The following is a 16,250-nucleotide window of genomic DNA, read 5'->3' on the forward strand; positions in this document are numbered from 1 at the left end:
AATCGAAACATGTTTCTGCTGGCCACGGTGACGCTGTGCTGTAGCGCGTTGGCCGGGGCTGTTGCGCTGTTCGAACAGGCTGCCTGGCCGGCTCCGGCAAAGCAGCGGGCTGAAACGGTAGCAATAGACGGGGCCACGCCGACGCCGGTTCGGGTGGTCGGGGCGCCGTTCGAGCCCAACCTCAATCCGCGGGAGCGCTAGCGCTCACGCCGGCGAGACGTCGGCGCCCTCCTCCGGACGGCGTTTGGCGCGGGCCAACTCCTCAGCGAACGCGATCACCTCCGCCCGTTTGTCGGGCGGCAGCGATAGGAACGCGCGGACGAGCCTCAAGCCCTCGGCTTCGGCTGAATGGTCTGCTTTGGCATCCATTCCCGACTGTCGGGCGGCCGGGAAAAATATGCAATCCCTCACCCAACACCTTCTTGATTCGGCCGGCCAGCTTTGCTGGAATGGCGCCAACAGGGGTGCACCATGAAGTGGATCGCGGAACGCGACGCGCTGATCGCGCAGACAATGGCTTTCGTCCAATCGGTAACCGGCAAAAAGGATGACTTGCATCCACCGGAGATCCCGATGGCGACAGTGGCCGCGTCGGTGCAGATCGCCCCCGTCAACACCATCATCGGGACCGAGTCACTTAAGGCCGCTCCGCCGCTGCCGTTACCTCTCCCGCCGTCCCGGGTGGCGAGCCACGACGTCCGCACCGAAATACAGGCCCGCATCGCCAATTTCCGCAAGCATCAGGAGCGGTTCGAGCGCGAGCGCGAGGAATATTGCGCGGCCACCCTGACCAAATTGCGGGCCGCCATCCGCGAGCCCTCCTCCCGTCCACCGGCTGACAAGTAAAGCCGGATCTCCCGTCGCTGGACTAAAGCCAGGACCACACTAGCCAGAGATTGGCCGCGCAGGCGCCGAACAGGGCCAGCGTGAGGGGCAGCAGCATGTGCCCGCAAGAGGTTTTCAGGTCCGTCGTCATGACCGAAAACATCCGCTGATTCCGCCAAATGAGTCCCGTGGATTCTTTTTTTCGGGATTCAGGACTCGTTAAGGACTCAGGACCCGACGGCCCTGATCACGGCCGCGTGATCGACCGGCGAGCGGAACCCCTACCCCGTCAAATTCGTTAATGCGCTTTCCAGGAGCGGGAACAATGCCCTACGCCCTGTTCTGCAACGATGCCCAGATCAGCAAGGCCTATCCTGACGAGTCCGACGTCTGGAGGCTCGCGCAGCGAAGTGGCCTCGTCGTGGACGTAACCGCGGATGACAACCGTCCCGGGCCACGCCGGGTGCTCGACAACGATTACGAGATCAAGCCGTGCCGGGCCGCACAGGGCGAGGACCCGGCCCGGAACAAGGCCGAGGCTGATCGCCAAGCGAGGATGGAGCTTGAGCTGAATTCCTAAAGAGGAATCAAAGCTGGGAAGCCAGAGCTCAGGAAAAGCTTAGGGGGTCGCGGTGGCCAGTGACGCCTGCTCGCCCGCCAGAGCCACGCAGGCCTTCCGGCGATGCAGCCCACGGATCGCGCCGGTGACCTTCAGCACCTTACCGGAGGAGCACGAGGCGTCCTTGACGAAGGCCACCTCGTAGGGTGCCAGCATCAGAGGCTCGGATTTGAGGATTGTTTGGGCAGCGCACGGCAAACTGACGAAGCACGAGAGCACCACAGCCGACACCAAGATACGCATGTCCGTCGTCCCACCAGCCCGGTAATTGTCATATAACGCGTTCCGGCGCGCGAGTTCCGTAAGCTGAAAAAATTATTTTTGCTTTACCCGAGCTCCATGACGCGCGTGAGAAAGCGCCCGCCAGAACGTTTGCCTGCAAATGACGCGCCAGATGGTTGACGCGATGCAAACAAAGGACTTGCGAACGAGGGCTGGGCAAACGAAAGGCCGGCGAGAGCCGGCCTTTGTCAGGTCGTGGGTCGCTGGTGGCGCGTCAGTAGCGCGAGGCTGCCGGACCGCCCCAGCCGAAGCGGTAATTCACGCCGACCTTGACGGTATGCTCGTCCTCCCGGCCGCGGACGCCGACGACGTCAGCCGGACCGGAGGTGATCGTCGTGTTGCCGAAGTTGTAATATTGGTACTCGGCCTTGGCCGACCAGTTCGGCGCGAACATGTATTCGAGGCCAGCGCCAACGGTATAGCCGTCCTTGCTGTTGCCGGTGGCGGTGAAGGGCTGCGGGACGCCGGCGACATTGACGCCAAGACCGCCATTGCGCCAGGCATAACCGCCCTTGGCGTAAAGCAGCGCCGGTCCCCAGGTGTAGCCGATGCGACCGGTCACCGAGCCGAGCTGGTCGGTATTGGAGGTCACCTGCGTGCCCAGCGGGAACGTAGCGCCGCCGTTGTTGGTCGGCAGCCAGGAATACTGGGCCTCGACACCCATGACCCAATTGGGCGCGAACTGGTAGTCGAAGCCGCCCTGAACACCGCCGAGGAAGCGCGCGTCGCTCGACTGGAAGCTGCTGTCGCCGGCAAAGGCGCCGCCGACATGGCCACCGATGTAGAAGCCGGTCCAGTTGTAGATCACCTGCGGCGGCGTGTAGGCCGGAGCCTTGGTGTAGGTGCGCGCCTGCATGTCGGCTGCGGCAGCCGGCGCAGCCAGCGCAAGCAGGGCAACCGCGCCCAGCAAAATCCTCTTCATGATTATCCCCGTTCTTTCAATTCGACACTCAGGAAACAACGTGGCGTGAATTGGGTTGCTTCGAGGCGATGCCGGAACGTTGATCGTTCGTTACTGTGACGGAGCGGCAACAGCGCGATTTTGTTCCGTCCGACAGGCGCGTGCCGACGGTTTTTTCCGTCGGAAACAAAACATTCCGTAACGATTAGTCGCAACGCGAAACCACCCCGTTCAAAGCTCCCCGAAATGTGATCCAGCAGCTCCGGCGGGCTTTGTCTATCACCAAGCGATGAAGGTGGGCTTTGCGCTACCGCGTCATCTTTTCAAGTTCCGTAAAGGGTACGTAAACCGCGCCCGCGCACAGCTCGCTGGCGCGATCGACGACGCGGTCCGCCCGGCCGTTGACGAAGATCACGGCGCGCTCCCTCATGGCCTTGTAGGTGCCGTCGGTCTCGCGTGGGGTGAAGTGCAGGCAACTGACGTAGAACTGGCGGCCTCCGACCTCGCGCTGCGCCGGCTCGGCCATGCTGGCGTCACGCACGCCGACGGGATTGTTCAGATAGCTGCGCATCAAGGCCAGCGTGTCGCCACGGAAATTATCCGGGAACGGTTGTGGACCTCCGGCCTGGGTCCCCTCCATCAGGGTTGGACGGTCACCATCGCTGCCGAAACATCCCGTGAGCGCCAGCGGCAGTGCCAGCATCAACGCCAAGCTCACTGCGCGTTCCGCTAGTCGCCGCACCGCTTACGCTCTCCGCTCGATCAGTCTCGGAGACGTTCTAGCCCCAAGGTTGCAATGATGCATGTCTACAGGTGTTTTGCCCGACGAGTCAAACAGATTCGTAAAATCCGCAAATACGCCACCCCTTAAACCATTGATTTATCTACGACCCGCTACTGTGCATGGGGTTGTTTTCGAGGTTTTGTTTGCGGCCGCCAAATCTGGGACGTTGCTCGCGGGCTTCAGCATGGTCATACCGGCCCGCCGCCAGCACCTCGAGCTTTCGCGCAAGGCGTGACGAACGGGCCGGGCCTGAATTCCTCACGCGGCGGCCGGGGCAATGCTAGCGCCGCCGCGCAGGCTCAGTCGTTAGCTGCGCTTCTCCATCGTCGCCGGCTTGGTCACGTCCGGCTGCGTCTTCAGCGACTTCTTCGCTGACAGATGCTTGTGGTGGTGGCGATGCTTGCGCACGGTCTTGTGCTCGTCCGGTGTGACGGCGGCGTTGGCGTTCATCGCCTTCGACTTGGTGTCCACCTTGGCATCGGCCTTGACGTCCGAAGCCTTGACGTTGGCCTTGAGGCCGGCATCGGGTTTCGCGGCGGTGGTCGACACCTTGGTCTGGCTCTGGTCTGCCTTGATCACCGGCGTGGTCGTGGCGGTCTCGGCTGCGAAGGCCGGGGCTGCGATCACGGAGGCTGCGAGCAAGGCTGCGGAAATGGTCTTCAACATGGTTGGTCTCCTCTTGGAAGGATCTTGAGGCGGGCGCCCTCTCGCCAACCCTTTGACCGTAGGTTGGAGCCTAGGAGGCTCGCACTGAACCCAATCTGAAGCCCACAGCAGGCTCCCGTTCATCTGGATGACAAGTTTGTCATCCGCCCTAGGCCAGGATGGCGGGAATGTTTTTGCCTGATGGGTGTTCCGGTCTTTGGGCAATCGTGTAGGATCGCCACGTTCCATACCGGAGAACTTATATGCGCAAACTCTCAATGCTTCTTGTGCCGGGACTTGTCGCCGTGTCGGTGGCAGCGGCGCCGGTGCTGACCAGCGCCTATGCCGCCGGCAGCGATGAGCCCTCCTCGCCACCGAAATCCGACACCTCGATCAAGAAGGGCAAGAAGAAGAGCTCCTCAGTCAGCGATCCGAAATTCCTTGCTGCCTATCGCACCGCCTACACCACGATCTATGACAATCACGACTACACCGGCGCGATCGGCCAGCTGAAGTCGCTCAAGCGCGACGACGTCGCCGACGTCGCCAATCTGATCGGCTACTCCTATCGCAAGCTCGGCGACTACCAGTCGTCGAAGGTCTATTACGAGCTCGCGCTGAAGGACGATCCGAACCACGTCCGCACCTGGCAGTATTATGGCCTCTGGCAGCTCGAGCAGGGCAACCGCGAGCAGGCGCAGTATCACCTGAACAAGCTCGCCTCGCTCGCCGGCACCGACAGCTCCGAATATCGCTCGCTCGCCGCCGCGCTCGACAAGCCGACCGGAGCGACGCTGGTCTATTAAGAACAGAACATCGCATCTCCGAATGGGACGAACGGGCACAACCTCAGGGTTGTGCCCGTTCTGCGTTCTCGGTTAGCCTCTCGCATCAAACACTCTCCTGGTAAATCGGTGCGCAATGGACAAGTGGCTGCGATCCGCGATCGACTACATCGGCTCCTGGATCGAATTCCAGCACACCACAATCCACCAGCCGGGCGTCATGGTCGCCTTCGTCCATCGCGGCGAGGTGGTTGCCGAGCATGCGTTCGGCCTCGCCAATCTCGACACCGGCGAGAAGCTCACCCCGCGCCACCGCTTCCGCATCGCCTCGCACTCGAAGAGCTTTACCTCGGCCGGCATCATGAAGCTGCGCGAGCAGCGCAAGCTCCGGCTCGACGATTCCATCGGCCAACATGTCGCCGGCCTGCATCCGCGCGTCGCCGAAACGACGATTGCGCAAGTGCTCTCGCACAGCGCGGGACTGACGCGCGACGGCGCCGATTCCGGCCAGTTCATCGACAGCCGTCCCTATCTCAACGCGAGCGAGCTGCTCGCGGAATTGAAGCGGCCGACCGCAATCGAGCCGGGCACACGCTTCAAATATTCCAATCACGGCTTTGGGCTGATCGGTCTCGTCATCGAGGCCGTGACGAAGGAGCCCTACCCGGTCTGGATCAAGCGCGAGATCATCGAACCTGCGGGCCTGCGCGAGACCGAGCCGGACGCGCCGCTTCCCAAGGGCGCGTCGTTCGCGCGCGGCCACACTCGCAAGCTGCCGTACGGAGAGCGATGCGTGATCCCCGGCGACAATCCCGCGCACGCGATGGCCTCCGCCGCCGGCTTCATCGCGACCGCCGCCGATACCGCCCGCTTCTACGCGCAGCTCGCGCCCAATGCGAAAAAGAGCGTGCTATCGGTCGCAAGCCGCCGCGAGATGACGCGAAACCATTGGCGCGTGCCGCAAAGCTTCGAGGCCTATTACGGCCTCGGCGTCAACGCCGGCAAAACCGACGGCTGGGATTGGTTGGGCCATGGCGGCGGCTTTCAAGGTTACATCTCCAGGACCTGCTCCATCCCCGCTTGCGAGCTCGCGATCAGCATCCTCAGCAACTCCATCGACGGCGCGGCCCCGTTCTGGATGGACGGCGCGATGCAGATCCTGCGCGTCTTCCAGTCCCGTGGTGCACCCGACCGCCGCGTGCGCGACTGGACCGGCCGTTGGTGGACGATCTGGGGCGCGAACGACCTCGTGCCGGTCGGCAACCGCGTGCTGGTCGCCAATCCCCAGTTCAACAACCCGTTCATGGACGCCGCCGAGATCGAGGTCACCGGCCGCGACACCGGCAAGCTCGCCTGGGCCGCCGGTTACTCCAGCCACGGCGAGCCGGTGCGCCGCGTCCGCGACAAGCGCGGCAAGGTCAGTGACGTCTGGATCGCGGGCGCCAACATCAAGCCTGCGGCCGTCGTGGCGCGTGAGATCGGACGAAGATACAAGCCGCGCACGCGACGGCCTACTCCCGAATGAGAGTCTCGACTTCGCTCCGAAGAGCCTGCCGCGAGCCGTCGCGCGAATAGAACATGTGGCCGCCGGGATAGACCACGAACTTGACCCGCTGCGTTGCGAAGGCCGGCAACTGGTCGAGCACCCGCTTCGATCCGAAATAGGGGGTGGCGAGATCGAACAGGCCGTGCGCGACCAGCACGTTCAGCTTCGCATCCGTGGCAAGGATCTGGCGCAGCTCGGAGACTGATTGCGGCGGATTGATGCCGCGGCCGAAATCCCAATGACCCTCGACGGCGCCGTTCAACACCTCGTAGGAGCCGTCGGGCCGCCAGTTGAGCTTGTGTGTCAGCAGGTCAACCGCCGCACTCGTCAGCGGCGCCTGCAGCGCATCGCCCGAGGGATCACCGAACCGCGAGCTGCTCGAATCCGGATAGGGATCAAGGCCGCGTACCGAGCCATCATAGCGCCCCGTCACCTCGCCGTTCTTGCGGTCGAATTCGCGGCGGAATTCGCCGACGTCGAAGCGGCCGGCAAGCCGACGGCTCACCGCCTGGTCGATGCCGGTGAGCTCGGCGACCTTGTCGGCAAGACGATTGGTCGCCTCCTTGTCCGCCTCGCCCTTGACGAGGTCGGCCAGGAATTCGCCGCGCGCGTAGGCCTCGACGTCGGCGAGATCGGCGCGCTTGACCGGGCCTTTCGCCTCGCGCGCCACCGCCACATAGCTCGGCAGCGTCGCGACATATTGCAGGAGGCTGGTGCCGGTGAATTCGCGGAAGTCCAGGAGCGGCGACACCAGGATCAATCCCCTGACGCCGACGCCGTGCTGGAGCTGCAACTGGCGCACCACCTTCGGCCCGCGAATGCCGCCATAGCTTTCGCCGGCGACGTATTTCGGCGAGGTCAGCCGGTCGTGCTTCTCGAGCCAGCGGCGGATCACCAACGCGATCGAATTGACATCGCCGTCGACGGAGTAGAACGATTTGCGCGCGTCATCGCTGCTCGCGACGAAGCGGCTGTAGCCGGTGTTGACGGGGTCGATGAAGACGAGATCGGTGAAATCGAGCCAGGTCTCCGCGTTCGGCTTCACCTCGGGCGAGGCGGACGGCGACAGCGCTTCGCCATCGAGCGGCAGCCGCCACGGCCCGGCCGCGCCGAACTGGAGCCATGCCGACGACGCACCGGGCCCGCCGTTGAACAGGAAGGTCACCGGGCGCGTCGCACGGTCTGCGCCGTCGAGCTCATAGGATGTATAGGCGATGTCGGCCACCGGCTCACCCTTGCCGTCGAACACGCGGATCGAACCAGCGGTCGCTGCGAAATTGAGAGTGCGGCCGGGAAGATCGAGCGTCTGCTTCGAGGTCGAATCCGACGGAAGACGGTGCGGCTCGGCGGATGGCGATGCATTCTGCGACGCGCTTTGTGCGCCGCCGCGCCCGCCCTTCTGTCCGGCTGGCGCTGCCGCCTCGGCGCGCGGCTGCGGCGGATCGTCGGCGCGCGCCAATCCTGCGAGCGCGAATGCCGATACCGCCAGCACCAGGGTCGCACGGCGGAGCACCGGCATATTCATATTCATGGTCGTTCTCCCTGCCCGGCGACGACCACCGGTGCGGACCGCAAGGCTAGCGCGGAATTGCGACGGTTTGGGGGATCATGGCTCCGGCGGCGCCTGAAGAGCCCGGTGGGGCACAAATCGACCCGGTTTCATCCTCAAATCGGAATGGGCAGTTGCCGGACTGCTGTGAAGGGTGGTCATCCTCGACAATCGGGGTCGAGATCGTTAGACGAGCCCGGCGGAACTTTCTCGAGCCAGCGGCCCTGCCCGGAAACCATGACCAAGCCAGCGCGATACGACCGGATCGCCTTCGTCGCCAGCCCGAGCAGCGAGGCGCAAGCCGCCTTCGGCCAGCTCACCAGGGACTTCGGCAATTGCGATCCGAAGGACGCCGACATCGTGGTCGCACTCGGCGGCGACGGGCTCATGCTCCAGACGCTGCATCAGCACATGCATACGGGCAAGCCGATCTACGGCATGCACCGCGGCACCGTCGGCTTCCTGATGAACGAGTACTCGACGGTCGATCTTCGAGCCCGCCTCGAGGCGGCGCAGGAATCAGAAATCCACCCCCTCCTGATGCGCGCGACCGACGCCAACGACCGCGTCCACCTGCATCACGCCATCAACGAGGTCGCCCTTTTCCGGCAGACCTACCAGGCCGCGCGCCTGCGGATCCTGATCGACGAGCGCGAGCGCATGTCCGAGCTGATCGCCGACGGCATCATGGTGGCAACGCCGGCTGGCTCGACCGCCTACAATCTGTCCGCCCAGGGACCGATCCTGCCGATCAATGCCGCGCTGCTGGCGCTGACGCCGATCAGCGCCTTCCGCCCACGGCGCTGGCGCGGCGCGCTGCTGCCGAACACGGCTTATGTCGTGATTGAGGTGCTGGAGGGCGACAAGCGCCCCGTGGCGGCGGTCGCCGACCACGACGAGGTGCGCGATGTTCGCCGCGTCGAGGTGCTGTCCGACAAGACCATCTCGATGCGCATGCTGTTCGACCCCGGTCATAGCCTGGAAGAGCGCATTCTGCGCGAACAGTTCGGCTCCTGAGCCGCCCGCCGGACTGCCGATCGCAACCCTTCATTAACCCCCGGCGAGATATGGTTAACGAAAGTTGACCACTTCGGCCCGGGCTCCATGTTCCGCATCGATTTCAACAAGCTGCGTTTCCTCGTCTGCGACGACAATCCGCACATGCGCCGCATCCTGCGGACGCTGCTGCATTCGTTTGGCGCGCGTGAAGTCTACGAGGCCGAGGACGGGGCCACGGCGCTGGAAATGTACAGCCATTACGTGCCAGACATCGTCATCACCGACTGGGCGATGCCGATCTTCGACGGGCTCGAGCTGGCGCAGATGATCCGGCAGCCGGAATCCAAGGGCAATCCCTACGCGCCGATCATCATGCTGACCGGTCATTCCGAGAAGCGCCGCGTCACGGTGGCGCGCGATGCCGGCGTCACCGAATTCCTGGCCAAGCCGATCTCGGCCAAGGGGCTCTACCAGCGCATCCTCAACGTGGTCGCCAGTCCCCGCCCCTTCATCAAGACCAAGACCTATTTCGGCCCGGACCGCCGCCGCAACATCAACTCAGCCTATATGGGCCCCGAGCGCCGCGTCGGCGAAAAGCACGAGGTGCTGCAGCAGCCCTCGCTGCTCGACAAGGCCCGCTCCTCCATCTAGCGCAACGTCTCTCACGATCGAGGCCGATATCATGGCGAAGAACAGCGCAAGAGACATCGAGATCACGGCCTTCGCCACGCATCAAATCATCACGCAGCCCAACCCGCTGCGGTCGGTCCTGCGCCGCGTCGAAGACAAAGACATGGACGATCCGATCGGCCGCGCCGAACAGGCGCTCGCGGGCCTTGCTGGCGAGTTCAAGGACTGGATGGCGACCGAGATCAACCGGCTGTCGGCCGCCTACGTCGCCATCCGGCACGACGGCTTCAGCAAGGACAGGCGCGACGAGTTGTTTCGCGCCGCGCACGACATCAAGGGCGATGCCGCGACTTTCGGCTATCCGGCGGCGGCGGGCGTAGCCGAGAGCCTGTGCCGCGTCATCGAACACGCGCCCGATCTCGAAAAGGTACCGGCCGAGCTGTTCACGCACCACATCAACGCCATCCTTGCCATCGTGCACGAGAACACCAAACTCGACAGCATCAGCGTCTCCGCCGAACTCAGCCGGCGCCTGCGCAAGGTCGCCGACGACTATCTCGCCGACGCCAACCGCGATCGCCCCGAGCATCTCGAGGTGATCCTGGCACCGAGCATCGCGCCGGCGGGGTAGCGTCGCCGTTCGCGAGGTGTTGTAGGGTGGGCAAAGCGAAGCGTTGCCCACCAATCGACATGAATTGTGCGGAGAGACGGTGGGCACGGCGCAATGCGCCTTTGCCCCGCCCTACAGCGTCTCGTTACGCAGCAATCAGATCGTCATACACCGGATCAACCGTCTCCTCCGCGACCAGCTCGTCGCAGAACAGCCTTGCCTCTTCGCGCGCGGATTCGGTGGCGAAGCGGCGCAACAGGACCATCAGCGGCTCGGTCGCGCCGCGGTCGGTCTCGCAATGAGTGAGTACGCGCTCGACCATGCGGCGGCGCAGCCTCGCTGCATTGTCGTCGCTGTCGACGAAGCCCTGCTCGTGGCAGGCATCGAGCGCGACCTGGAAGGCTGCAAACGTCGCCTCGGGAAGCCCGGCGCGGCGGAGCAGCGCGTGCAGGCTGTTGCCGCCGCGATCGTGCAGCAGCGCGGACACGCGCGCCAGCGGCAGCTCGGCGAGCTCAGCCAGCGCCGCATCGAACAGGTCGAGATTGTTCGACAGCAGCGCGCGCAGAATGAGACCCGCGGTGAGCTGGCCGGTGATGCGCAGGTGCCGAACAAGCCCTTCCATGTCTTCGCCGCGGGAGCGCGCCGCAATGTTCATGGTGGAGCGGTCGCGCGCCTCGGTCGCGATGCGCTCGGCGCGGTCGGCACTCAGCCAGTTCCGGGCCACGACGAATTGAGCCAGCGTCTCTGAGAGTTTGTCCACCAGCGCGGCGCGCGTGGCAGACGGCAGATCCTCCAGCACCAGCATCGCCTCGCGGATCGCGGCAAGATGGCCGTGACGCTCGACGATGCGATCCCAGGAGAACGGCGCAAGCTCTGCATGAGGATTTTCGATCAGCTCGAGCGCTGCCGCCGCGCAGCCGACTTCGGCAATGGCGGCGCAGACCGATACCGGCAGCGCGATGCGGCGCGCGACCGCGCACTGCACCTCGTCGTTGCCGGTCGCGACGATGTCGACGAGATCGGCGTCGATCAGCAGCGGAGAATGTTCGAGCACGGGCAGCGCGACGGTCGGCTGGTCCGCCGACAGCGCCCGCACGATCGACGCCGGCGCTTCGGTACTGCGCGCGAACGCCTCGGCCATCGCCTGCCGCACCAGCGGCGAGGGATCGTCGAGCAGCATCAGAAGCGCGCCTTCAACGGCAATACGGTCGTCATGGGAAAGGTCTGAGATCAACCAGGCCCGGGCCAGTGCCCGCGTTGCCTCGGCCCGCTCGCCGGCGGGCGCCGTCCTGATCCAATTGATGAACTGCCGAACGATCATGGTGCTTCCGGCTTACGCAACGAAGACGAAGCGGTGACGGCTTGTCACCTGCAACACAAAATAAACCACGACGCTTAACAAAGCGTTCACCATAACTGGCTGGTTTTATTGACGTTTTGTTAAGGGAGCAAAGGCGACCGGTTCACGTCTGGCCCTGCGCAGCAGCGTTCACGCTGCGACGTGTCCGAGATACGGGAGTGCGTATTAGCTTGAGAACGTGCCGCTGCGATCGCTGAAGAGATCAAGCGGCTGGGGCGGCCGGACGTCGGGCGTTGCCGATGGGACCGAGGTCGCGGGTGCGACCGAGGTGAGCGAGGCATTGTTGCCCCACAATTTCTGCACGGTCGTCGAGACCGGCTGGGTGGTGTCGCCGGGCTGATAGATCGAGCGAAACACCGGCGTGATTGGCGCATTGTCCGCGATCGTCGTTGGCGCTGTCGCGCTGACCGGCATCACCGCGCGTGTGTTCGGAAAGGTCTGGAGATACGCGGCATCGATCAGCGGCGCGGCAGGCTGTACGCCGTTGGCGCTCGCGACCTGCGTGGTCGACGGCGTGCCGCCATACATCGCCATCGCGCTGCGGGTGGTTTTCGAATTTGCCGCGCCGGCGTAGCGTGCATCCAGCACGGAATAGACCTCGGAGATGCTGCGCGCGCGGCCGTCCTTGGCGTAGAAGATCGAGCGATTGGCGGACGCCGCGTTAGGAAACAACCGCGCGCCAACCGCTTGCGGATTGTCCTCGGCATTGGCGATCAGTTTCGCGGCGCCGCCGACGCCCATGAAATGCGCCATGTAGAGTTCGCCGTCGGACGGCCTGCGGCCGAGCAGGCCGGTGAGCTTGAAGCTGTTCGACTGCGTCAGCGCAGCCGCCATGCTGGAGGCGGCCTCCGGATCGTCGCGCAGCTTCATGATCGACCGCTTCATCGCGGGATCATCGACGGTGTAGGTGCCCGACGACGTCCTGGTGATGGCGTCCGAATAGTTGCCATAGCCGAGCTGGGTGCCCGCTTCCTTCACCGTGCCAAGCCAGGTCTGGTCGATGAACTGGTAGAGCCCGTGCGCGGATGACGTAGTCGCCCCCGCCGTGGGATCGAAATCCGATTCCATCTTGGCGGTGGTCAGCATGTACTGGAAGCTGACGCCACCTACGTTCGAGGCCTGCTTGATCGCACTGGCGACGCGTGCCCGCGACGGATCAAGGACCGCCGCCTGTGAGACACTGGAATTGTCGACCGACATGATGAAGTGCCCGCCCGCATGGCGTTGAGGCGCGCCGGCAATTCGACGCCCTGTCGTCTCACCGTGGGACAGATATGGTTAATGCGGGGTAAATTCGGGCCGCCAGCGCCGCCCTCCGCATGACGGCAGGACTACTTCTTGTACACCGCGTCCGGATCGAACAGCCTGTCCGCATCGACAAAGACCAGCCTGGCGCCGCCGTCTTCGGCCTCGACCTTGCGGTAGAAGCAGGACCGGCGGCCGGTGTGACACGCAGCGCCGATCTGCTCGACGCGCAGCCAGACCGCATCCTGATCGCAATCGGTGCGGATCTCGAGCACGCGCTGGGTCTGACCTGAGGTCTCACCTTTTCGCCACAAGGCATTGCGCGAGCGGCTGAAGTACCAGGCTTCGCCGGTCGCGATGGTCTTGCGCAGCGCCTCGTCATTCATGTGCGCGACCATCAGCACGTCGCCGGTGGCAAATTCGGTCGCGACGACCGTGACGAGCCCGGCCGCATCGAATCTCGGAAGGAAGGCGAGACCTTCCTCGGTTTCATGGGAGTGAGCGGACACAACGCCCTCGCCGGTCTATTCGCGAGGTCAGCGCTGCAGGCCTCGCACCAGGGACAGAAAACGAGCCTGTTCCGCCGGATTGTCGCGGAACATGCCGGTGAAGCGGCTGGTGAAGGTGGAGGCACCATGCTTGGCGACGCCGCGCACCGACATGCAGGTATGCTCGGCCTCGATCAGCACGGCAACGCCGCGCGGCTTGAGGATCTCGTCGATCGCCGCCGCGATCTGCGCGGTCATGTGCTCCTGGGTCTGGAGCCGGCGGGCGAAGATGTCGGTGAGGCGCGCAAGCTTCGACAGGCCGACCACGCGTTCCACCGGCGTATAGGCGATGTGCGCCTTGCCGTAGAACGGCATCATGTGATGCTCGCATTGCGAGGTGAACTCGATGTCACGCACAAGGACGAAGTCGTCATAGCCGGCGGTCTCGCCGAAGGTGCGATCGAGCACCTCGGCCGGACACTGGTGGTAGCCCTGATAGAGTTCGTCGAAAGCCTCGACCACGCGGCGCGGCGTGTCGAGCAGTCCCTCGCGGTTGGTATTCTCGCCGATATAGGCGAGCAGTGTCTTCACCGCCTGCTCGGCCTCGGCGCGCGCCGGGCGCGGCTGGTCGGCGCGGACGGCGGCGGCGAGGAATTCGGAAGGATCAAGCTCCGCCGGACGGCTCTCGGGCTGCCGATCGGAGGGCTTGTTGGGGCGGATGGATTTGATGGTAGCGTCCATGTCGACTCCGTTCGACGGCCTTGCGGCCGGAGTGTCACCGGCAGACGGGGCGGCGAACCGCCGGACGCCTGAGAGAACAGTTTCTGCGAAAACTCTGCAAGCCGTAACGCCGGCAGCAGGGTTCTGGATCACACCACTGCCGCAGCGCTGGACTGTTTTTCCGCCAGTTCCGATCCTATATAAGGCCGTGGACGGCGCACGCCAAGGCCGGTCCTGCTGGACTCCATCACATGCTGAACGACATTTATAACAAGCGGATCATCGAACTGGCCGGGAATATTCCGCGGCTCGGGCGGTTGCCGGATCCCGATGCCACCGCCACCGCCCATTCCAAGCTGTGCGGCTCGACCGTCAAGGTCGACCTCAAGATGGAGGGCGAGAAGGTCACTGACTTCGCCCATGACGTGAAGGCCTGCGCGCTGGGACAAGCTTCTTCCTCCATCATGGCAAGTCAGATCGTCGGATCGACTGCGAGCGAACTCCGTGAGTTACGCGAAACTGTTCGCAAGATGCTGAAGGAGAACGGCGCGCCTCCTGAAGGCAAATGGGAAGAGATCAAGTTCCTCGAGCCGGTCCGCGACTACAAGGCGCGCCACGCCTCGACACTCCTGACCTTCGATGCCGTGGTCGATGCCATCGGCCAGATCGAAGCGAAGGCGAAGCAGCCGGCTGCGGCGCAAGGCTGATTCGGAGGCTGATCCCGGGCTGGTCGCAGGGCCCGGAAATAGATCAGAGATTCGAGGCTACTTCTGCGACGCCGCAACCGGCGTGGCCACGCCGCCCGTCGGCACCAGGGCTTCCGCCGTCTTGGTCGACTTCGCAGCCTGCTCCGGTTCCGCACCGAACCTCGCCTGGGTCTTCGGTGCAAGCTCCGCCATTGCCGGCGCGGAGATGTCGACATGCGGCAGCACATCGGCCACGAGATCCGTCGTCACGAGATTGGTGAGCTTGAGCTCGCCTGCATCGAGCTGGTGCAAATCTTCCCAGGGCGGGACGCTGAGCGCGAGCGACAGCAGATCGCCGGCACCGCCCATGTCGAACGTGTATTTGGCAAGCCGGCCGATGTCGCGCTCCACGATCATCAGGTCCTGCGCGCTGTAGCTCGCCGCCTTGGCATCGTCGGCGCGATCGCCCATCCAGATCTGGTGAACCCGGACATGGGCCGCGTCCGGCACGTAGCGCTTCTTGCCCGCCAACAGCAGGAACACGCACATGGATTCGCAATAGGCCTCCGGCGCGACTGCCGGACGGGCCGACTGCCCGCCGCGGTTCTGAACGCTAACGCCGACCGTGGTCAGAAGTCCGAGATTGCGGAAGCGCCGGCCGAGCGTGATCGCGTCGTTGACGGAACCGCCGCTGGAATCCAGCACCACGGTGGCGCCGCCGAGCTGGCGCCCGCGGGAAAACTCTTCGAAGTCCCGGGGCGTATCGGCGGTGATGATGCCGACTGCACTGACCCAACCGCGGCAATTCGGCTCGCAGGCGACCCAATTGAACTTCATCGGCAGCTTGCGCTCTTCGAGGGCAGCACCGGCCCGGGCAGACGACCCGAGCGTCGCGACGGCGCCAGCCAGCACGACTCCACAAGCAGCGGTTCCCACCAGCAACCAGCCGCGAAGATTGAGTGCCTTCAGAAGTTTCAAACTGGTCCCTTCCCCAAGTCCCAAGCTTTAGCCCAAGCCTTACGGCGAGCCGACTCAGCCAAGCCCCGTTCCGACATTCCAATGAGTCTCACATGGACGTCACAAAAATGGTATCCGGGGGAATACAGCTCGTCCATAGGCATTTGCTGCACTGCTCCCAAAAAGCACGCAAAATATGACGTACAAACAACAGCTTACAGTTCCCTGCACCGGAACCGCGCAAAACCTCGCCCACGATCTCAGCAAAGCGCCCATGAAGCAATCAGCCCGCGAGCCCTGTTCCAATCCCGTCGCGGGCGCGCTCCGGCTTCCACGCAGATTCGCCCGCGCGCTGATCTGGCTCTACCGCCACACGCTCTCGCCGCTGGTTGGCTACAATTGCCGGCACGTGCCGACCTGCTCCACCTATGGCGACGAGGCAATCGAACGGTTCGGGCTGTGGGCCGGCGGCTGGATGACGCTCGCACGCCTGCTCCGTTGCAACCCTTTCGGCACCTCGGGCATCGACAACGTGCCCCTCACCGCACCACAGGGCGCGCGCTGGTACTTGCCTTGGCGCTACGGCCGCTGGCGCGGCGTCAACGCATCCTGAGCATGA

At 64.3% G+C, this 16,250-nt stretch carries 21 protein-coding genes; 10 read left to right on the plus strand and 11 right to left on the minus strand.

Annotation, left to right across the window (positions count from 1 at the left end; all coding sequences use genetic code 11):
* The first annotated feature begins 9 nt into the window (after positions 1 to 9).
* Positions 10 to 201 (plus strand): hypothetical protein, encoded by a 192-nt coding sequence (locus IVB36_RS00965; RefSeq protein ID WP_247299722.1) that lies wholly within the window; start codon positions 10 to 12, stop codon positions 199 to 201.
* Positions 202 to 204: 3 nt separating this feature from the next.
* Here the strand turns inward: IVB36_RS00965 and IVB36_RS00970 are convergent, their stop codons facing one another.
* Positions 205 to 369, minus strand: a complete 165-nt coding sequence (locus IVB36_RS00970) for a hypothetical protein (RefSeq protein WP_247299724.1) — start codon at positions 367 to 369, stop codon at positions 205 to 207.
* A 102-nt stretch (positions 370 to 471) separates the two neighbouring features.
* Here IVB36_RS00970 and IVB36_RS00975 point away from each other — a divergent pair, with 102 nt between their 5' ends.
* A complete protein-coding gene (locus tag IVB36_RS00975) occupies positions 472 to 846 on the plus strand; it encodes a hypothetical protein (RefSeq protein ID WP_247299726.1) in 375 nt (124 codons plus the stop codon).
* A gap of 304 nt (positions 847 to 1,150) precedes the next feature.
* Positions 1,151 to 1,405 carry a hypothetical protein gene (locus tag IVB36_RS00980; protein WP_018455390.1) on the plus strand — a complete coding sequence of 85 codons (255 nt, stop codon included), beginning with the start codon at positions 1,151 to 1,153 and terminating at the stop codon, positions 1,403 to 1,405.
* A 39-nt stretch (positions 1,406 to 1,444) separates the two neighbouring features.
* Here IVB36_RS00980 and IVB36_RS00985 read toward each other — a convergent pair whose 3' ends face one another.
* The 4 genes from IVB36_RS00985 to IVB36_RS01000 all read right to left on the minus strand — a co-directional run bounded on the left by IVB36_RS00985 (position 1,445) and on the right by IVB36_RS01000 (position 4,077).
* Positions 1,445 to 1,687 (minus strand): hypothetical protein, encoded by a 243-nt coding sequence (locus tag IVB36_RS00985; RefSeq protein WP_018455389.1) that lies wholly within the window; start codon positions 1,685 to 1,687, stop codon positions 1,445 to 1,447.
* A gap of 253 nt (positions 1,688 to 1,940) precedes the next feature.
* Entirely contained in the window at positions 1,941 to 2,648 is a 708-nt protein-coding gene (locus IVB36_RS00990; RefSeq protein ID WP_085384994.1) for an outer membrane protein, read from the minus strand.
* 286 nt (positions 2,649 to 2,934) lie between these two features.
* Positions 2,935 to 3,330, minus strand: coding sequence for a hypothetical protein (locus IVB36_RS00995; RefSeq protein ID WP_247299800.1), 396 nt, complete (start codon positions 3,328 to 3,330; stop codon positions 2,935 to 2,937).
* A gap of 387 nt (positions 3,331 to 3,717) precedes the next feature.
* Positions 3,718 to 4,077, minus strand: coding sequence for a hypothetical protein (locus IVB36_RS01000; protein ID WP_247299728.1), 360 nt, complete (start codon positions 4,075 to 4,077; stop codon positions 3,718 to 3,720).
* Between the two features lie 242 nt (positions 4,078 to 4,319).
* Here IVB36_RS01000 and IVB36_RS01005 point away from each other — a divergent pair, with 242 nt between their 5' ends.
* Together IVB36_RS01005 and IVB36_RS01010 are read left to right on the plus strand one after the other, a co-directional pair.
* A complete protein-coding gene (locus IVB36_RS01005; protein WP_247390245.1) occupies positions 4,320 to 4,862 on the plus strand; it encodes a tetratricopeptide repeat protein in 543 nt (180 codons plus the stop codon).
* A 115-nt stretch (positions 4,863 to 4,977) separates the two neighbouring features.
* Entirely contained in the window at positions 4,978 to 6,366 is a 1,389-nt protein-coding gene (locus IVB36_RS01010) for a serine hydrolase domain-containing protein (protein WP_247299733.1), read from the plus strand.
* On the opposite strand, the gene IVB36_RS01015 is transcribed toward IVB36_RS01010, so the two are convergent.
* The gene (locus IVB36_RS01015; RefSeq protein WP_247299735.1) at positions 6,353 to 7,918 is read right to left on the minus strand and encodes a peptidase S10; all 1,566 of its coding nucleotides are present in this window, start codon (positions 7,916 to 7,918) and stop codon (positions 6,353 to 6,355) included. The two genes, IVB36_RS01010 and IVB36_RS01015, sit on opposite strands and share 14 nt — an antisense overlap.
* A gap of 255 nt (positions 7,919 to 8,173) precedes the next feature.
* Here IVB36_RS01015 and IVB36_RS01020 point away from each other — a divergent pair, with 255 nt between their 5' ends.
* From IVB36_RS01020 to IVB36_RS01030, 3 genes are all read left to right on the plus strand, one after another.
* Positions 8,174 to 8,953: an NAD kinase gene (locus tag IVB36_RS01020; protein WP_085351151.1), complete on the plus strand. Its 780-nt coding sequence runs from the start codon at positions 8,174 to 8,176 to the stop codon at positions 8,951 to 8,953.
* Between the two features lie 87 nt (positions 8,954 to 9,040).
* The gene (locus IVB36_RS01025) at positions 9,041 to 9,586 is read left to right on the plus strand and encodes a response regulator (protein ID WP_007611745.1); all 546 of its coding nucleotides are present in this window, start codon (positions 9,041 to 9,043) and stop codon (positions 9,584 to 9,586) included.
* A 31-nt stretch (positions 9,587 to 9,617) separates the two neighbouring features.
* Positions 9,618 to 10,196 (plus strand): Hpt domain-containing protein, encoded by a 579-nt coding sequence (locus IVB36_RS01030; RefSeq protein ID WP_018455380.1) that lies wholly within the window; start codon positions 9,618 to 9,620, stop codon positions 10,194 to 10,196.
* Positions 10,197 to 10,320: 124 nt separating this feature from the next.
* Here IVB36_RS01030 and IVB36_RS01035 read toward each other — a convergent pair whose 3' ends face one another.
* From IVB36_RS01035 to folE, 4 genes are all read right to left on the minus strand, one after another.
* Entirely contained in the window at positions 10,321 to 11,496 is a 1,176-nt protein-coding gene (locus IVB36_RS01035) for a DUF2336 domain-containing protein (RefSeq protein WP_247299738.1), read from the minus strand.
* A gap of 204 nt (positions 11,497 to 11,700) precedes the next feature.
* Entirely contained in the window at positions 11,701 to 12,735 is a 1,035-nt protein-coding gene (locus IVB36_RS01040; RefSeq protein ID WP_247385896.1) for a lytic transglycosylase domain-containing protein, read from the minus strand.
* Between the two features lie 131 nt (positions 12,736 to 12,866).
* Entirely contained in the window at positions 12,867 to 13,289 is a 423-nt protein-coding gene (gene hisI, locus IVB36_RS01045; RefSeq protein ID WP_085351148.1) for a phosphoribosyl-AMP cyclohydrolase, read from the minus strand.
* 27 nt (positions 13,290 to 13,316) lie between these two features.
* The gene (folE, locus tag IVB36_RS01050; RefSeq protein WP_007602630.1) at positions 13,317 to 14,009 is read right to left on the minus strand and encodes a GTP cyclohydrolase I FolE; all 693 of its coding nucleotides are present in this window, start codon (positions 14,007 to 14,009) and stop codon (positions 13,317 to 13,319) included.
* A 230-nt stretch (positions 14,010 to 14,239) separates the two neighbouring features.
* Here folE and IVB36_RS01055 point away from each other — a divergent pair, with 230 nt between their 5' ends.
* Positions 14,240 to 14,695, plus strand: coding sequence for an iron-sulfur cluster assembly scaffold protein (locus IVB36_RS01055; RefSeq protein ID WP_007602629.1), 456 nt, complete (start codon positions 14,240 to 14,242; stop codon positions 14,693 to 14,695).
* A 57-nt stretch (positions 14,696 to 14,752) separates the two neighbouring features.
* Here the strand turns inward: IVB36_RS01055 and IVB36_RS01060 are convergent, their stop codons facing one another.
* Complete coding sequence (locus IVB36_RS01060) at positions 14,753 to 15,652, minus strand: hypothetical protein (protein WP_247390247.1); 900 nt, start codon at positions 15,650 to 15,652, stop codon at positions 14,753 to 14,755.
* A 253-nt stretch (positions 15,653 to 15,905) separates the two neighbouring features.
* Between IVB36_RS01060 and yidD the strand changes: the two genes are divergently transcribed.
* Positions 15,906 to 16,244, plus strand: a complete 339-nt coding sequence (yidD, locus tag IVB36_RS01065) for a membrane protein insertion efficiency factor YidD (protein WP_085385004.1) — start codon at positions 15,906 to 15,908, stop codon at positions 16,242 to 16,244.
* Positions 16,245 to 16,250 lie beyond the last annotated feature (6 nt).

This window comes from Bradyrhizobium sp. 35 (assembly GCF_023073215.1).
Taxonomy (GTDB): domain Bacteria; phylum Pseudomonadota; class Alphaproteobacteria; order Rhizobiales; family Xanthobacteraceae; genus Bradyrhizobium; species Bradyrhizobium canariense_D.

Bases quoted from the DNA above. Each gene is read 5' to 3' on its own strand.
- IVB36_RS00965 (WP_247299722.1), top strand. From the start codon at position 10: ATGTTTCTGCTGGCCACGGTGACGCTGTGCTGTAGCGCGTTGGCCGGG.
- IVB36_RS00970 (WP_247299724.1), bottom strand. From the start codon at position 369: ATGGATGCCAAAGCAGACCATTCAGCCGAAGCCGAGGGCTTGAGGCTC.
- IVB36_RS00975 (WP_247299726.1), top strand. From the start codon at position 472: ATGAAGTGGATCGCGGAACGCGACGCGCTGATCGCGCAGACAATGGCT.
- IVB36_RS00980 (WP_018455390.1), top strand. From the start codon at position 1,151: ATGCCCTACGCCCTGTTCTGCAACGATGCCCAGATCAGCAAGGCCTAT.
- IVB36_RS00985 (WP_018455389.1), bottom strand. From the start codon at position 1,687: ATGCGTATCTTGGTGTCGGCTGTGGTGCTCTCGTGCTTCGTCAGTTTG.
- IVB36_RS00990 (WP_085384994.1), bottom strand. From the start codon at position 2,648: ATGAAGAGGATTTTGCTGGGCGCGGTTGCCCTGCTTGCGCTGGCTGCG.
- IVB36_RS00995 (WP_247299800.1), bottom strand. From the start codon at position 3,330: ATGCTGGCACTGCCGCTGGCGCTCACGGGATGTTTCGGCAGCGATGGT.
- IVB36_RS01000 (WP_247299728.1), bottom strand. From the start codon at position 4,077: ATGTTGAAGACCATTTCCGCAGCCTTGCTCGCAGCCTCCGTGATCGCA.
- IVB36_RS01005 (WP_247390245.1), top strand. From the start codon at position 4,320: ATGCGCAAACTCTCAATGCTTCTTGTGCCGGGACTTGTCGCCGTGTCG.
- IVB36_RS01010 (WP_247299733.1), top strand. From the start codon at position 4,978: ATGGACAAGTGGCTGCGATCCGCGATCGACTACATCGGCTCCTGGATC.
- IVB36_RS01015 (WP_247299735.1), bottom strand. From the start codon at position 7,918: ATGAATATGAATATGCCGGTGCTCCGCCGTGCGACCCTGGTGCTGGCG.
- IVB36_RS01020 (WP_085351151.1), top strand. From the start codon at position 8,174: ATGACCAAGCCAGCGCGATACGACCGGATCGCCTTCGTCGCCAGCCCG.
- IVB36_RS01025 (WP_007611745.1), top strand. From the start codon at position 9,041: ATGTTCCGCATCGATTTCAACAAGCTGCGTTTCCTCGTCTGCGACGAC.
- IVB36_RS01030 (WP_018455380.1), top strand. From the start codon at position 9,618: ATGGCGAAGAACAGCGCAAGAGACATCGAGATCACGGCCTTCGCCACG.
- IVB36_RS01035 (WP_247299738.1), bottom strand. From the start codon at position 11,496: ATGATCGTTCGGCAGTTCATCAATTGGATCAGGACGGCGCCCGCCGGC.
- IVB36_RS01040 (WP_247385896.1), bottom strand. From the start codon at position 12,735: ATGTCGGTCGACAATTCCAGTGTCTCACAGGCGGCGGTCCTTGATCCG.
- folE (WP_007602630.1), bottom strand. From the start codon at position 14,009: ATGGACGCTACCATCAAATCCATCCGCCCCAACAAGCCCTCCGATCGG.
- IVB36_RS01055 (WP_007602629.1), top strand. From the start codon at position 14,240: ATGCTGAACGACATTTATAACAAGCGGATCATCGAACTGGCCGGGAAT.
- yidD (WP_085385004.1), top strand. From the start codon at position 15,906: ATGAAGCAATCAGCCCGCGAGCCCTGTTCCAATCCCGTCGCGGGCGCG.